The following is a 15,755-nucleotide window of genomic DNA, read 5'->3' on the forward strand; positions in this document are numbered from 1 at the left end:
TCATTACTAAATATATTGGCACATATAGTATTTGGGATTTATATTTTGTCAACATATTGATCCTCAATCCAAAGACCATAAATAATACATGGTTGATATGGAAATGATAATCAATATCATCTAGTATCACTCGTCAAATAGGGAGCAGTAAGGTGAGTATTCCGAGTTCCGGTTCTAATGACATATCCATACATGATATGGAGTGGCAGGGTGTTACGTTAAGTGAAAGTGCCGCAAACAGAATTTCCCAGTTATCACATGGACAAAAGCACTTCCACCTCACGGTTAAGTCTTCTGGCTGTACAGGTTTTGCATATGAAGTGTCGCTGATCGATTCGCCATCCGATGACGACATCAAGCACGAATCACATAGCGTTATTTTCTATATTTCGCTCAAAGCCCTACCTATGATCGATGGCACAGAGATCGACTTTGTGCGTCAGGGTTTAAACAGTAATTTTGTATACAATAATCCCAAAGTGAAGAACCTTTGTGGATGTGGCGAAAGTTTTGGAGTGTAACCATGTGCGCATTAGAAACGCTGCCTGAAGCTAAAATGCTACTTGACGTTGAAACGCAAACAAAAATTGAAATGCGACCAAACGCTGAAACGCGACCTGAAATTGACACGCAGCCTGAAGTTACAGAGTTACTGCAGAGCAGTCACTATCGTGAAGGTTTCTACACTGAGTTATCTTCAGATACTTTGTCGAAAGGAATCAACGAACAAGTCGTTCGAGCAATCTCCGCAAAACGTAACGAACCCGAATGGATGTTGGAGTTTCGCCTCAAAGCATTCCGAAAATGGCAAACAATGGAGGAACCGCATTGGTTAAAAGCCGATTATCCAGACCTTAATTATCAAGATTACAGTTACTACTCCGCGCCAAGTTGCTCTAGCTGCGACAAAGATAGTTGTGACCAAGACAATGATGATGGCTCGAATGAATTTTTAACCGAAGAAGTCGAGACAGCCTTTGAAACACTGGGGATTCCAGTTAGGGAAGGTTCAGAAATTGCTGTCGATGCAATCTTCGATTCAGTTTCCGTCACCACTACCTATCAAAATGAACTTAAAGAACTCGGGATTATCTTCTGTTCATTCAGCGAAGCTATCCAAGAATACCCTGAACTTGTTCAGCAATACCTAGGCACTGTTGTTCCGCCTGAAGACAACTTCTTTGCGGCATTGAATGCCTCTGTCGCCTCCGACGGCACTTTTGTTTATATCCCTAAAGGTGTGAGATGCCCCAGAGAGCTCTCTACCTACTTTCGCATAAACCAAGCAAAAACAGGCCAGTTTGAGAGAACAATTTTAGTGGCTGATGCAGACTCATACGTCAGTTACATTGAAGGTTGCTCTGCCCCGATGAGAGATACCTATCAACTTCACGCTGCGGTCGTAGAAGTCATCATACACAAGCGTGCTGAAGTTAAATATTCCACTGTACAGAACTGGTTCTCCGGAGCAGAAGATTCACAAGGCGGCATCCTCAACTTCGTAACCAAACGCGCGGTTTGCGAGGGTGAGTACAGCAAAATGTCTTGGACTCAATCGGAAACAGGTTCTGCGATTACGTGGAAGTATCCTAGCGTGATTCTCAAAGGAGACTACTCCGTCGGTGAGTTTTTCTCTGTCGCTTTAACGAATGGCGTTCAACAAGCCGATACCGGCACCAAAATGGTTCATATAGGAAAACACTCTCGCTCTACCATCATTTCAAAAGGGATTTCGGCTGGCAAAAGCCAGAACAGTTATCGTGGCTTGGTTAAAGTCACCCCTAACGCAGAAGGTGCGAGAAACTTCACTCAGTGCGATTCAATGTTAATCGGCACAGAATGTGGGGCTCACACTTTTCCTTATATCGAAGTCAAAAACCCGTCTGCTCACGTTGAACACGAAGCGACGACCTCTCGAATTGGCCAAGATCAACTGTTTTACTGTACCCAACGAGGGATCAGTGAAGACAACGCCATATCCATGATCGTCAATGGCTTTTGTAAAGACGTATTTTCAGAATTACCACTCGAATTCGCTGTTGAAGCGCAAAAACTTCTTTCAATCAGCCTCGAGCATAGTGTGGGATAAAATGTTAGAAATTAAAGATTTACATGTCAACGTTGAAGAAAACTCTATCCTAAAAGGCATTAACCTAACCGTTAAGCCTGGTGAAGTTCACGCAATTATGGGACCTAATGGGTCAGGAAAAAGTACCCTATCCGCCACACTGGCAGGCAAGGATGATTACGAGGTCGTCAGTGGTGAGATTGTTTTCAAAGGCCAAGATCTTACAGAGCTTGATCCAGAAGAGAGAGCCGGCGAAGGGGTATTTTTAGCCTTTCAGTACCCTGTCGAAATTCCAGGTGTCAGTAACAAACTCTTTCTAAATACAGCTCTCAACGAGGTTCGCGAATATAGAGGCTTAGAACCGATCGATCGTTTTGACTTTGAAGATCTACTGGAAGAAAAAGCACAATTGTTAAAGATGCCAGCAAATTTGCTCCAACGCTCCGTCAATGAGGGGTTCTCTGGTGGAGAGAAAAAGCGCAATGACATCCTACAAATGGCGGTGCTCTCACCTGATCTTTGTATACTCGACGAGACTGACTCAGGTCTAGATATTGATGCCCTTAAAGCCGTCTCTGAAGGTGTGAATGCGCTGCAGAATGAACAGCGAGCGTTTATTTTGGTCACGCACTATCAACGTATCCTCAATTACATCCAACCAGATTTCGTGCACGTGTTGTACCAAGGAAAGATTGTAAAATCTGGTGATCATACGTTAGCTCAAGAATTAGAAGAGAAAGGCTATGGGTGGATCATTGATGAACAATAAACATTCATTGCTTGATTCATTTGAAACCCTCGTTCGAACACCTGAGTGGCAAAAAAAACAGTGGTCTAAATTACTTGAGGTTGAGCTGCCGTCCCCGCAACATGAGGACTGGAAATACACGCCGCTTAACCGATTAAACGAACTAGAGCTAAGCAGTGCGCCACAGCAATCGACGGCTAACACGTCATACAATAAATTGGGTTTAGACATTGAAGCTTATCAACTCGTCTTCGTCGACGGCTTCTTTTTAGCTCGATACTCCGACTGGATCCCAAAAGCACGAATCACTCCGATCTGCGCGCTTTCACCAATTGAAATCGATGAGCTATCTCGTTCTATAAAGCCAGACGCTTTTACCTACATTACTGATGCTACCGCTTCGAGTGGCATATTAATTGAAGTAGAAGCGAACACGCAGATATCGAAACCTATTTATCTTCTGCATATCAATTCCGGAAAACAAGGCGATGTATCAAGCTACAGAAGCCATATTGAAGTCGCAGACCATGCGGAAGTCACCGTCATCGAACACCATGTTTCACAGGGAAGCGGTAGAGGCGTAACACTATCTCGCTTAACACAACATGTTGGCTGCGGTGCTCACTACCATCACACTAAAATTGTCGAAGAAGCCTCAAATCAACATCATTTCGGTCATAACGATTTGGTGGTTAATGCGCATGCTAACGCCTACTCTTGTTGCTTGCTCTACTCCGGCCAATTGATACGACATCAAGTAAGTTCAGAGCTCAATGGCGAACAAGGTTTTGTTGCTATGGATAGTATTTCACTCCCTCAAGGTGAGGCGATTTTTGATACTCGCACGTATTTGAAGCATAACTCTCCTCACTGCCAAAGTGAGCAAAATCATAAAACCATCGCTCGAAACCAATCTAAGTCTGTTTTTGATGGCATGATCTATGTTGACCCTATCGCGCAAAAAACAGATGGACAAATGGACACCCACAGTCTGATTCTAGGCGATGACGCCCAAGTAAACTCTAAACCTCAATTAGAGATTTATGCGGACGACGTCAAATGCAGCCATGGTGCGACAACAGGGCAAATCGACCCGAACCAAATCAACTACTTACGTTCTAGAGGAATACCAAAAAAGCGAGCCGAACACATGATTACATCTGCGTTTGTGATTGACGTTACCGAGAGAATTAAACACCCCGCTCTAAAACAATCTGTGATAGATAAAATCAATGCATCACTCAATAAAGGATGTCTCAATGATTGATTCGAGCGAAAAGACGAGTCCTTGGTTTAACGATTTCCCGGCTCTAAAAACTCAAGTTTACGACAAACCTTTGGTCTATTTAGACAGTGCAGCGACAGCCCAAACCCCTCAAGTCGTTATCGACCGCATGACTCAGTTCTATCAACATGATTATGCGAGTGTTCATCGCGGCGTCCATTATCTCAGCTCTAAAGCCACCGAAGAAATGGAACAAGTGAGAGAGAAACTTGCTCAGTTCATTTCAGCTCAATCCCGAGAAACTATTGTTTTTACCAAAGGGACAACAGAAGCCATCAACCTTGTTGCTAATAGCTATTTACGCCCAAGGTTAAAAGCGGGTGACGAAATCATCGTAACGGAGATGGAGCATCACGCCAACCTTGTCCCCTGGCAGATGCTTTCTGAAATTTATAACGTCAACATTCGTGTTTGGCCAATGGCAAAAAATGGTTACTTAAATCTCAACGACCTTGTCTCGTTAATGAATACAAAGACAAAACTGCTGGCGATTAGCCACGTGTCGAATGTTTTAGGTCGCACAAACTCTGTTAAGACCATTGTCAAAGCTGCGCATAAGGCAAAAGTACCCGTGTTAGTCGACGGGGCTCAAGCTGTCATGCACCATGAAGTCAATGTGACGGATCTCGATTGTGATTTCTATGCTTTCTCTGGACACAAACTATATGGCCCTACAGGTATCGGCGTGCTTTACGCAAAAAAATCACACCTCGACAACATGGTGCCATGGGAGGGCGGTGGAGCCATGATCGATCAAGTTACACTGCCTTTGGGAACCTCGTTTGGTCAAGCTCCGTGGAAGTTCGAAGCGGGCACTCCTAATATTGCAGGCGTTTTGGGTTTAGGCGCCGCTTTAGACTATATCGAAGCGATCGGCTTCAAAGAGATCTCTGACTATGAAAAAAGTGTAATGAATTATTTGGTGGAAAACATAAGACAGATACCAGCAATAGAGATCTATGGCGACGATGAGAACCGCACGGGTGTTTTGGCTTTTAATATGAAAAACCAACACTCTTTTGATGTGGGTTCATTCTTAGATAGATATGGAATTGCGATTCGTACCGGACATCTCTGTGCAATGCCCCTTTTAAAACGACTCGGTCAAAACTCGCTGTGTCGCGCATCGATTGGCATGTATACCCGGCCAGAAGACATCGACGCCTTGTGCCAATCACTTAAACGAATCCACCAACTGTTAAGGTAGCTTATGTCCCCTGAAAAGCTCCAGAAAAACTTCGATCGATGCGCTGACTGGGAAGAGCGCTATCTGTATTTGATAGAATTGGGGGACCGATTAGAGCCCTTCCCTGTGGCAAAGATGAATAACACGCATCTTATCTCAGGATGCCAAAGTAATGTGTGGCTAGACCTTTCCCTCAATCAACAGAATCAAATGTCGATACAAGCAACCAGTGATTCCTCATTAGTTAAAGGTTTGCTTGCATTGGTTTTGATCGCCTATAACAACCAAAAACCCGAGAGCATTCTACAGTTCGATATTAAAGGCTGGTTCCGTCAGTTAGATCTAAAATCTCAACTTAGCCCCAGTCGGAGTCAAGGTTTAGAGGCCATAATAAAACACATTCTGTGTCACGCTCGGGCGGTTTAATTTTTAATAAACAATAGCCTTGCATAATTAGATCACGACATTTTGCTTCTTTGACGTTTTAAAAATCGAACAAAAAAAAGCCCCAACCTAAGTTGGGGCTTCGTTTTATCTATTTAGCTATTTAGCTATTTAGCTAACTATCTAACTATCTAACTATCATTACAGCTTAAAACGGCTGATTTCACTTTCTAGTTCGTGAGACAGTTCAGAAAGTTGAGCTGCTTGCTCTGCCGCTTGATGCGCTTCGCCTGCCAGTTCGTTAGATACGTCACGGATCCCTTCAGTGTTACGAGTAATCTCAGACGTTACTGAAGCTTGCTCTTCTGCAGCAGAAGCGATTTGAGTCGCCATGTCGCTGATGCGTTCAACTGCTGAGTGAATTTGCGTTAAGCTTGCAGCCGCTGAGTTTGAGTCATCAACACTGGTTTCAGCAAGGGTACGGCTATCGTTCATGATGCTTACCGCTTTGCCCGTGGTACCTTGTAGCAATTCGATAGTTTGTTGAATCTCTTGCGTTGAGCCGTGTGTACGTTGGCTCAGAACACGAACTTCATCAGCAACAACCGCGAAACCGCGACCTTGTTCACCAGCACGTGCCGCTTCAATCGCCGCGTTCAGTGCTAGTAAGTTTGTTTGCTCTGCAATACCTTGGATATTAGACAAGATAGCGTTAATGCTGTTGCCGTGCTCTTCAAGCTCTAGAATCACGTTTGTTGCGATTTGAACTTCTTGTGCAAGATTTTGAATTGAGCTTTGAGTTTGTGTCACTTGACCCGTGCCGTGCTCACATGCGCCAACTGCTTCAGATGAGTTCTGTGCAGTTTGATCAGCGTTACCTGCAATTTCTTGTGTTGCTGCAGCCATTTCGTTCACGGCGGTTGCTACCATATTAATTTCGTCTTGTTGCATCTGGATACGCGCGCTACGCTCTTCAGCTTGAGAGGCTGTTTGGCGTGCTTGGTTACCTAGTGCAGCAGACACTTCACTTAGCTTAAGTACCATGGTGTGCATGTTGCCCACAAAATGGTTGAAATTTGCCGCAAGTTTACCAATTTCGTCGTCGCTTTTAAGTTCAAGACGTTGAGTCAAGTCGCCCTCACCTGAAGCAATTTCTTCAAGTGCCGCTGAAACGCGGTTTAAGTCGCGGAATAGGAAACTAACCAACATAGAAACCAACACGATAACGATCAGAGTAATCACAACAGCGGTAGTAATGAGTTGCGTAAGAAGTATTGAGTGATTCGCCTCTTCAGTCGCACGATCCATTTGAACCGCAAAGATCCAGTTAGTGTTAGGCACCTTCGAGAAGTAAAGCAGCTTCTCAGCGCCGCGCTCTTTGATAATCTCGATGCTACCCGTACTGACGGCGTTTTCGATGATAGGCATAGAGATATCGTTTGAAAGCTGACTTACAGGCTTAAGACTCAATGCTGAGTCCGGATGTGCTAGAAATGTGCCATCTGACGCATCTATTAGCATTGCGTAAGCATTATCACCAACATCTAAGCTGATAACATCGTTGACGAGTTGATCGATAAGTACATCTGCACCAACAACGCCAACAAGCTTACCGTTATGACGAACAGGTTCAGCAATCGTAACTAAAAGCGCTTGGGTGATCGCATCTTGGTAAGCAGTCGTAATAATTTGCTTACCGGCAGCATTTGCTTCTTGGTACCAAGGACGTTGACGAGGATCGTAATCTGCACGATTACGTTCAGGGTGTGAACGATACATTCCGCCTTCAGGAGTACCTAGAAAGATATCGTCAAAACCACCTGCTACACGTGCTTGTTTAAGGAAGGGAACAACATCATTTTCTCGAGAGAAATCATTGAATGCAGATGCGATATCGGTACGAATCGCAATCCAGTTTTTAATCCCTTCAGATGCGGCTTCGGATACGCTTTCAGCTCGTTGGTATACGCCATTACGAGTCTCTTCAAATAATTGGTTTGCTGATAGCCAAGTCAAGGCTGTTGCCATGACGATGACAGCAGATAAGCTAGCGCCTATCAACTTCTGCTTAAGTGTTAATTTCATTAGTAAGTTTCACGAGTGGTGGAAATCTCGCGAATACTACCCAATATAAGCAAAGGATTCGAGCTATTTCACAGTTCGAGATCACATTATAACTTGAATGAAAGCATAAACTAAGCTAACGCCAATTACTTGGCTTTTCGCCAATTTCAAGGCGCCATTTCAACGACAATTTCTACGATATATACAGTTTCTCAGGCTGTAAAATGGATACAAAAAAGGCAGGAGAGTTTCCTCTTCTGCCTCTTGTTTTACTTTATATTCGACATCAAAAAAATAAAAATCGAATAGTACTTAGTCTATCTTTTCTCTGTTCGCATACCCATTAACAAACTCACACACATCAACAATAGAATGATGGTGAATGGCAATGCGGTTGAGATTGCACCCGCTTGCAGAGCTTGAACGGCTTCAGTACCGCCAACCCACAATAGAGCTACTGCAATCGCACCTTCAAGGAACGCCCAGAATACGCGTTGAGGTACTGGCGTATCAACTTTACCACCAGCGGTAATACTGTCGATGACTAAAGAGCCCGAGTCAGACGATGTAATAAAGAATACGAGAACCAGTACAACTGCGATGATTGAAAGCAGAGTACCAAACGGCAATACATCAAACATTTGGAACATTGCCAGTGATACATCAGTTAAGCCATTTTGACCGAGAGTACCAACCTTATTCACGATTTGATCAATTGCCATACCACCAAACACTGACATCCAAATGATAGTCACTGTCGTTGGAACAATCAGTACCGCTGTAATGAACTCACGAACAGTACGACCTTTAGAAACACGTGCGATAAACATACCAACGAATGGTGACCATGAAATCCACCAAGCCCAGTAGAATACCGTCCAACCGTGCAACCAAGCTTCGTCTTCACGCCCATGAGGGTTACTCAACGGGATGATGTTCTCGATGTATGCCATCAATGTTGTAGGGATTGAACCTAGAGTCACTGCGTAGCCGATTAGAGCTACTAGGATAAGCAGTAGGAAAGCAACCAACATGTTGATGTTACTGATAACTTTAACGCCACCATCAATACCGCGAAGTACAGATACAACCGCTAATAAAGTCACCACTGTAATAACAATGACTTGTAGCCCTAAACCAGCTTCAATGCCGAACACATGCTGAATACCACTTGCCGCTTGTTGCGCACCAAGGCCAAGCGATGTCGCCAAACCAAATAGTGTGGCAAGAACCGCAAGAATATCAACAATGTGGCCAGCCCAGCCCCACGCTCTATCACCCAAGATTGGGTAGAAAATAGAACGAATTGAAAGCGGAAGTCCCTTGTTGTAAGAGAAAAAAGCCAGTGAAAGCGCTACAACACCGTAAATCGCCCAAGGGTGTAAACCCCAGTGGTACATAGTAGCACCTAGTGCCAACTTGGCCGCTTCTGGTGTATTCGCCTCAACGCCCAATGGCGTTTCATACCAACCCGTGTAGTAAGCCGCAGGCTCAGCCACACTCCAGAACATCAAGCCGATACCCATACCTGCAGCAAACAGCATGGATAGCCAAGACATGAATGAGTAATCTGCCGTTGCATCAACACCACCAAGGCGGATTTTACCAAACGGAGACACAATCAAGCCCAAGCAAAAAATAACGAAAATATTACCGGACCAAATGAACAACCAATCAAATGAATTGATAATTTGCCATTTAACACCATCCAATGCTGACTTTGCTGAAGCGGTATCTGTAAGCAGAACACCGATCAAGAACAAAGTGATGAGTCCCGCACTGATACCAAACACTGGGTTATGAACGTCAAAACCCCATTTTTGGACGTTATCTTGACCAACAGTGTAATCCGTACTGTCGATACTGTATTTATCTATACCTTTAGTCATTATTCCTCTCTACGGAATACTTATAAGGTCTGTTGACCTCATATCCCTTACTTTCCTGTGACTGAATCACAAACTCGAACATACGATCCAAGTAGTGCAAGCTGTTGTCACAATAATTCAAATACTTGGATGTCTGAAGTTTAGCAGGTTAACTTATTGTTTTCAGTAAACTAGAATCAGTTCGATGAATTTTCAAACAAAATACAGGTAATCATTTATGTTTACGGCGAAAAAAAGGCCGACTAAGTCGGCCTGTATTTGAAAAATACTTTTAGCTCAAAGCACTTTGCTGCTTAACCAATTGATTCTCTGTACGTAAACCTAAAAATAAACTTAGGCACATAAGCAATAATATGAAGGCAAATGGTAATGCCATTGAGACTGTTCCAGCTTGCAGTGCTTGGATAGATTCAGTACCGCCAACCCACAGTAGAACCGCCGCAATCGCGCCGCCCATCAATGCCCAAAACACACGCTGTGGAACAGGTGCATCAACTTTACCGCCAGAAGTAATGCTATCAATAACCAATGAACCTGAGTCTGATGAAGTGATGAAGAACACCATAATCAAACCAATCGATACCACTGAAAGCACTGAGCTCATTGGTAACGCATCGTAAGTATGGAATAGAGAAAGTGTAATATCTTGCAGACCATTGATCCCAATCTCCCCCACCTTACTCGCTACCTGATCAATCGCAATACCACCGAAAATCGCCATCCAGATGATGATTACTGTCGTTGGGATAAACAATACAGCGACGATAAATTCACGAATTGTACGACCTTTAGAGATACGAGCAATGAACATGCCTACGAATGGTGACCATGAAATCCACCAAGCCCAGTAAAATACCGTCCAGCCTTGCATCCATGTTTCATCATCACGGCCATGAGGGTTGCTGAGAGGAATAAAGTTTTCAATGTAACCCATTAGTGCGGTTGGTATCGCCTTGATACCCGCCATGCCACCAGCGATAGTTACGAAGATCAGCAAGCCTAATGCAACAACCATGTTGACGTTGCTTAAAACCTTAACACCACCGTTAATGCCGCGGATAACCGACATTGTTGCCAACAGTGTTACCACTGCAATAACAATAAGCTGCATACCAATACCGCCATCGGTACCAAATACATGGTTAATACCGCTTGCGGCTTGCTGTGCGCCTAGGCCAAGCGATGTTGCAAGGCCAAAAAGCGTAGCCAGTACCGCAACGATATCAACGATATGTCCAAACCAACCCCACGTTCTATCCCCTAAAATTGGGTAGAAAATAGAACGAATAGAAAGCGGTAGACCTTTATTGAATGTGAAAAAAGCAAGAGATAGAGCAACAACAGCGTAGATAGACCAACCGTGTAAACCCCAGTTGTAGATAGTTGCGCCGAGCGCCAACTTAGCGGCTTCAGGAGAATAAGCTTCAACACCAAGTGGCGTTTCATACCAACCTGTGAAGTAAGCCACTGGCTCAGCAACACCCCAGAACATCAAACCAATACCCATTCCCGCGGCGAATAACATCGACATCCAAGATAGGTTGGAGTGCTCTGCTTTGGCATCATTGCCACCAATACGTATCTTGCCATACGGAGAGACAATGAGGGCAAAACAGAAAATGACAAAGATGTTTGCTGCCCACATGAAGAACCCATCGAAGTTACCGATGACTTTCCATTTAATTCCATCAAGTGCTGATTTTGCGGTTTCAGGGTCGGCGACCAGAAGTGCTATTAAGAAGACGATGATCGCTCCTGCACTGATTCCAAATACTGGGTTATGAACATCAAAACCCCATTTCTGAACGTTATCTTGTCCTACTGTATAATCGGTATTTTCAATACTATACCTATCTTTTACAGGCTCCATGCTTCCTCTCTAATTTGTCGCGCACAGTTTGCAACATTGCATTCGGCGCTTAAATTTCGATAAGAAGAATATCAACCTGTCGCAAAAATACTAAAAAAACCTCCAAAACATAGGCCTAAATGGCAAATTTAGTAATTGAATTACACTTTCAATGTAATTTAGCGTAAGATCACTCCACAAGCCCAGAATTAACAGCATACTTCGCCAACTCTGCAGTTGAGTGAATATCCAGCTTATGCTTAATGTTTTGTCTGTGGGTTTCAACCGTTCGGTAACTGATATTTAAATCCTTCGCGATCTCTTTACTGCTCTCCCCTTTTGCCACCAATTTCAACACCGCTTCTTCACGTCTGCTCAACGGATTCTTGACGGATTGCGTGGGAGCAATCGGCTGAGTAAACAAATTCTGCGTCACTTTTTCACAAAAATAGGTCGAGCCTTGATTGACCGTCTTGATCGCCTGCACCATTTTTTCAGCGGAAATCTCTTTCAACATATAGCCAACTGCGCCTGATTGCATCACCTTCATGATGTATTCACGGTTGTTATGCATGGTCAGCATCAACACCTTCGCTTCTGGGTCTTCTTCCTTAATCAGGTGGGTTGCGTCAATGCCGTTCATGATAGGCATGCTAATGTCCATCAACACCACATCGGGACGTAAAGACTTAACGATCTCTACCGCTTCTAAACCATTACTGGCGGTGCCTATCACGCAAATATCTGGCTCGAGTTCCAATCTCGCCATAAAGCCATCCAGTACCACTTGGTGATCGTCAGCGATCACAACTCGAATAACTTCACTCATTCATTAATCCCTCTAGTGTCAGTAACACTGTAATTTCCGTTCCGAGGCCAATCTCGCTCATCAATTCAAAATCACCACCGATGAACTCCACTCGCTCTCTCATATTGCGCAGACCGATCCCTCGTTTTTCCATCGCTTTATAAGTATTGAAACCGACACCGTTGTCTTGGATAAGCAGTTGCAACACATTACCGATTTGCTGCGCGATAACCGTCACTTTGGTCGCTTGTGCGTGTTTCTCTATGTTGTTCAGTGACTCTTGCACCACTCTATACAAGGTCGTCGCCGCTTCTGACTTCAACTTGCCCGGTTGTGTAGCAAACATGGTTTCTACTTCTATGCCCGAGTGCGCCTGAAAATCTAACAGCAATGAAGACAACGCCGCTTCTAAGCCAATATCATCCAGTGAGCTTGGACGAAGTTGATGGGAGATGTGTCTCACCTCTTCAATCGCTCGCATCAGCGAATGCTGCGACTTATTCAAATGCGCTTTGAGGTCTTCATTTTGTAACTTATTACCAAGTAGTTCTAAGTGGCAACGACTTGATACTAATAATTGATTAATACCGTCATGCAGCTCTCGCGCTAAATGCTTCTTCTCGTCTTCTTGGAACATCACCGTTTTATGGGCGAGCTCTTTTAAGTTGTTATCCGCGATACGGTGTTCATGCATGTTAATGGCTAAGGTCAGAACGATAATAACCGCCACGGTCACACTAAGAATTACGACAATGGAGAAGAACGTGGTTTCAATATTCTTGTTGATCGCAGCCTGCATCGAAGCCACTTCTTGATGCACGTCTTCAATATACAAACCCGTGCCAATCATCCAATCCCAACGTTCCAACCAAGCGGCATAACTCAGCTTAGACACCACTTCTCCGGTTGACGGTTTTTGCCACAAATACTGGTGAAACCCTCCTCCGGTTTGCGCCTCTCTTAATAGCGCTTCTATCAGAAAGTCACCGTCTTCATCTTGAAGTTCAAGTAAGTTTTGGCCAACCAACTCTGGTTGGATTGGATGAACCAAATTGGTTCCGTGGCGGTCGTACGCAAAGAAGTAGCCATCAGAGCCATACCTAAGTTTAGACAATATGCTTCGGACTTCTGTTTTGGCTTGTGCTTCTTTGATGTCGGGGTCGTTGTAGATATGTTCGATCGCATCGAATGCAAGATCGACGGTGTCTTTGAGGGCGTTTTCACGCGACTTGATTAAGCTGTCTCTGAAGATCTCGACCTCTTTCGCACCCAACGTCTTGGTCTGGTGTAACGAGATCCAACTTATGCTCGCCGTTACCAGCAGCAACGGGAGTAGCGTCAGCAAAATCAGCTTAGCTTTTAGAGGCATTCCTTTCCCTCACAAAAAACGGCTTACTGAACATCAATAAGCCGTTTTACTTTATCAATTTATAGATAGCCGTTGAAACATATCATTCACATTCTAGGCTTCACTCACATTCCATAGAAAGATGGGAAAGCGAGAAGTGATCCAAGCACGAGGATTTGAATCAGAATGAACGGCATCACGCCTCGGTAGATGTCCTTAGTAGTGACGCCTTTTGGTGCAACCCCTTTCAAATAGAACAAACTGAAGCCAAATGGCGGCGTTAAGAATGAGGTTTGTAGGTTCATTGCGATAAGAATAGCGAACCAAGTCATGTTGATACCCATCAGTTCAGCTACTGGCGCAATGATCGGTACGATAATGAAACAGATCTCTACGAAGTCGATGAAGAAACCCAGAATCAAGATAACCAACATGGTGATGATCAGGAAGCCCCACTTCTCTCCAGGCAGTTGCAGCATCCACTCTTCAACAAGGTAATCACCGCCCGTATAAGTGAATGCCATCGAGAATGCCGTCGCACCAAGCAAGATAGCAAAAACCATCGCGGTCACTTTAACTGTCTCTTTCGACGCAGCAAACACCATCGACCAACTAAATTGACCGTATAACAGTGCGAGAACCAATGCACCAGCACCACCTAACGCTGCCGATTCTGTTGGCGTAGCGACACCCGCAAAGATAGAGCCCAGAACAACAATGATCAGCGCTAATGGTGGAAGAATCGCTTTAAGCGCATTAAACACTTCTTGCTTACGGCTAATGGAGTCATCACGTTCAATCGGTTGAGCCGATTCAGGGTTGAGCTTTGCGTATATCAAGATATAAACAATGTAAGCACCCACTAGCATCACGCCCGGCCAAATTGCCGCTTGGAACAAGTCCCCAACAGGTACACCTAATACATCACCCAATAAAATCAAGACGATGGATGGCGGAATGATTTGTCCTAACGTACCAGACGCACAGATGGTGCCGCAGGCTAAGCCTTTGTCATAGTTGTACTTGAGCATCACGGGCAGAGAGATAAGCCCCATTGCCACTACTGAAGCACCAACTACACCCGTTGATGCGGCAAGTAGTGAGCCCACCAGCACGGTCGAGATAGCAATACCACCTCGAACACCACCAAACAATCGCCCCATTGACTCAAGTAACTGCTCAGCAAGCTTGGTCTTTTGTAGAACAAGGCCCATAAAAACGAACAATGGAACGGCCATCAGCACCGTATTCTCCATGATCGATTGAATTCGATATGGCATGAAGGCGAACATTTCGATGCCCTCAGCCCAAACACCAAAGATTAACGCGATACCACCAAAGGTGAACGCAACCGGGAAGCCAAGTAAAAGTGCAAACAAGGCTACGAAAAACATTACTATTCCAATCATGTTCAGCCTCTACTTATTCTTTGTATGAGTATTGTTTGCATGGATAAGATGCGGATTAAAAATCTTGTTGAGCGAATGCAGGATCAAACCGACTCCGCTGAGTGCCATCAAGAAAAATGAAAGTGGAATCATCGCTTTAATGATCCATCGGTAAGGAAGGCCTCCGGGATCGCCCGACGTTTCACCGAGGTTATAACTTTCTTTCGCAACATCGATTCCAAACCAAGCAACCAGCAAACAGAAAGGAAGCAGGAAGACAACGGTGCCTATTAGGTCAATAATCGCTTGTGCCTTGAAGCTGAGTTGTTCGTAGAAAACATCAACTCGTACGTGGCCACCCGCTTTGATGGCATAAGGAACACCTAGCAAGAATACGGCTGAGAAAAGGTGCCATTCCATCTCTTGGAAGGCGATAGACACATCGTTAAAGGCGTATCGCATCACAACGTCATACACAACGTTAGCAACAAGAAGGATAAACAACATACTGGAAAGCCATCCCAGTGCATCACCGATACGATTAAATAGGCGTTCAATATAAATTAGACTTCGCATTCCCGACTCCATGGAATTTGAAAAGACATCGCGCCATAGAGCTAGTTCAGCTAAAACAATTAGCGCTAACAAGATGTACGACGTAGAAAGGGTTCTTAGACGTATTACAGGATTTATCCTGCTTAATTATTATGGTTAGAATGAACCCGCCGCTTATCTGCT

13 protein-coding genes are annotated in these 15,755 nt (G+C 44.3%); 6 read left to right on the forward strand and 7 right to left on the reverse strand.

The genetic code is table 11. The annotated features are described in order from the left end of the window. Window positions 1–152: 152 nt before the first annotated feature. The 6 genes from OCV44_RS08755 (at window position 153) to sufE (ending at window position 5,713) form a co-directional block, all read left to right on the forward strand. The gene (locus OCV44_RS08755) at window positions 153–521 is read left to right on the forward strand and encodes an iron-sulfur cluster assembly accessory protein (protein ID WP_139685746.1); all 369 of its coding nucleotides are present in this window, start codon (window positions 153–155) and stop codon (window positions 519–521) included. A gap of 71 nt (window positions 522–592) precedes the next feature. Beyond that, window positions 593–2,089 (forward strand): Fe-S cluster assembly protein SufB, encoded by a 1,497-nt coding sequence (sufB, locus tag OCV44_RS08760; protein WP_139685769.1) that lies wholly within the window; start codon window positions 593–595, stop codon window positions 2,087–2,089. Between the two features lies 1 nt (window position 2,090). Further along, entirely contained in the window at window positions 2,091–2,837 is a 747-nt protein-coding gene (gene sufC, locus OCV44_RS08765; RefSeq protein ID WP_139685747.1) for a Fe-S cluster assembly ATPase SufC, read from the forward strand. Beyond that, window positions 2,827–4,083 carry a Fe-S cluster assembly protein SufD gene (gene sufD / locus OCV44_RS08770; RefSeq protein ID WP_246091806.1) on the forward strand — a complete coding sequence of 419 codons (1,257 nt, stop codon included), beginning with the start codon at window positions 2,827–2,829 and terminating at the stop codon, window positions 4,081–4,083. Before sufC ends, sufD begins: the two co-directional genes overlap by 11 nt. Then, window positions 4,076–5,308, forward strand: a complete 1,233-nt coding sequence (locus tag OCV44_RS08775; RefSeq protein WP_139685749.1) for a SufS family cysteine desulfurase — start codon at window positions 4,076–4,078, stop codon at window positions 5,306–5,308. The genes sufD and OCV44_RS08775 overlap by 8 nt, the downstream gene beginning before the upstream one ends. A gap of 3 nt (window positions 5,309–5,311) precedes the next feature. Next, complete coding sequence (gene sufE, locus OCV44_RS08780) at window positions 5,312–5,713, forward strand: cysteine desulfuration protein SufE (RefSeq protein WP_139685750.1); 402 nt, start codon at window positions 5,312–5,314, stop codon at window positions 5,711–5,713. A gap of 159 nt (window positions 5,714–5,872) precedes the next feature. On the opposite strand, the gene OCV44_RS08785 is transcribed toward sufE, so the two are convergent. The 7 genes from OCV44_RS08785 to OCV44_RS08815 all read right to left on the reverse strand — a co-directional run bounded on the left by OCV44_RS08785 (window position 5,873) and on the right by OCV44_RS08815 (window position 15,605). Continuing rightward, entirely contained in the window at window positions 5,873–7,756 is a 1,884-nt protein-coding gene (locus tag OCV44_RS08785; protein ID WP_139685751.1) for a methyl-accepting chemotaxis protein, read from the reverse strand. Between the two features lie 296 nt (window positions 7,757–8,052). Continuing rightward, window positions 8,053–9,624 (reverse strand): BCCT family transporter, encoded by a 1,572-nt coding sequence (locus tag OCV44_RS08790; protein WP_009847132.1) that lies wholly within the window; start codon window positions 9,622–9,624, stop codon window positions 8,053–8,055. Window positions 9,625–9,895: 271 nt separating this feature from the next. After that, entirely contained in the window at window positions 9,896–11,494 is a 1,599-nt protein-coding gene (locus OCV44_RS08795; RefSeq protein WP_139685752.1) for a BCCT family transporter, read from the reverse strand. A 169-nt stretch (window positions 11,495–11,663) separates the two neighbouring features. Next, window positions 11,664–12,302, reverse strand: a complete 639-nt coding sequence (locus OCV44_RS08800) for a response regulator transcription factor (RefSeq protein WP_139685753.1) — start codon at window positions 12,300–12,302, stop codon at window positions 11,664–11,666. Further along, window positions 12,295–13,650 (reverse strand): cache domain-containing protein, encoded by a 1,356-nt coding sequence (locus OCV44_RS08805; protein ID WP_139685754.1) that lies wholly within the window; start codon window positions 13,648–13,650, stop codon window positions 12,295–12,297. Before OCV44_RS08805 ends, OCV44_RS08800 begins: the two co-directional genes overlap by 8 nt. A gap of 104 nt (window positions 13,651–13,754) precedes the next feature. Continuing rightward, window positions 13,755–15,038 carry a TRAP transporter large permease gene (locus OCV44_RS08810; RefSeq protein ID WP_017078694.1) on the reverse strand — a complete coding sequence of 428 codons (1,284 nt, stop codon included), beginning with the start codon at window positions 15,036–15,038 and terminating at the stop codon, window positions 13,755–13,757. Window positions 15,039–15,047: 9 nt separating this feature from the next. Beyond that, window positions 15,048–15,605, reverse strand: a complete 558-nt coding sequence (locus OCV44_RS08815) for a TRAP transporter small permease subunit (protein WP_076669855.1) — start codon at window positions 15,603–15,605, stop codon at window positions 15,048–15,050. Window positions 15,606–15,755 lie beyond the last annotated feature (150 nt).

It is taken from the genome of Vibrio tasmaniensis (assembly GCF_024347635.1).
Taxonomy (GTDB): Bacteria; Pseudomonadota; Gammaproteobacteria; order Enterobacterales; family Vibrionaceae; genus Vibrio; species Vibrio tasmaniensis.

Coding starts and splice junctions, on each gene's coding strand:
- sufB (WP_139685769.1), top strand. CDS start 593: ATGCGACCAAACGCTGAAACGCGACCTGAAATTGACACGCAGCCTGAA.
- sufC (WP_139685747.1), top strand. CDS start 2,091: ATGTTAGAAATTAAAGATTTACATGTCAACGTTGAAGAAAACTCTATC.
- sufD (WP_246091806.1), top strand. CDS start 2,827: ATGAACAATAAACATTCATTGCTTGATTCATTTGAAACCCTCGTTCGA.
- OCV44_RS08775 (WP_139685749.1), top strand. CDS start 4,076: ATGATTGATTCGAGCGAAAAGACGAGTCCTTGGTTTAACGATTTCCCG.
- sufE (WP_139685750.1), top strand. CDS start 5,312: ATGTCCCCTGAAAAGCTCCAGAAAAACTTCGATCGATGCGCTGACTGG.
- OCV44_RS08785 (WP_139685751.1), bottom strand. CDS start 7,756: ATGAAATTAACACTTAAGCAGAAGTTGATAGGCGCTAGCTTATCTGCT.
- OCV44_RS08790 (WP_009847132.1), bottom strand. CDS start 9,624: ATGACTAAAGGTATAGATAAATACAGTATCGACAGTACGGATTACACT.
- OCV44_RS08795 (WP_139685752.1), bottom strand. CDS start 11,494: ATGGAGCCTGTAAAAGATAGGTATAGTATTGAAAATACCGATTATACA.
- OCV44_RS08800 (WP_139685753.1), bottom strand. CDS start 12,302: ATGAGTGAAGTTATTCGAGTTGTGATCGCTGACGATCACCAAGTGGTA.
- OCV44_RS08805 (WP_139685754.1), bottom strand. CDS start 13,650: ATGCCTCTAAAAGCTAAGCTGATTTTGCTGACGCTACTCCCGTTGCTG.
- OCV44_RS08810 (WP_017078694.1), bottom strand. CDS start 15,038: ATGATTGGAATAGTAATGTTTTTCGTAGCCTTGTTTGCACTTTTACTT.
- OCV44_RS08815 (WP_076669855.1), bottom strand. CDS start 15,605: ATGGAGTCGGGAATGCGAAGTCTAATTTATATTGAACGCCTATTTAAT.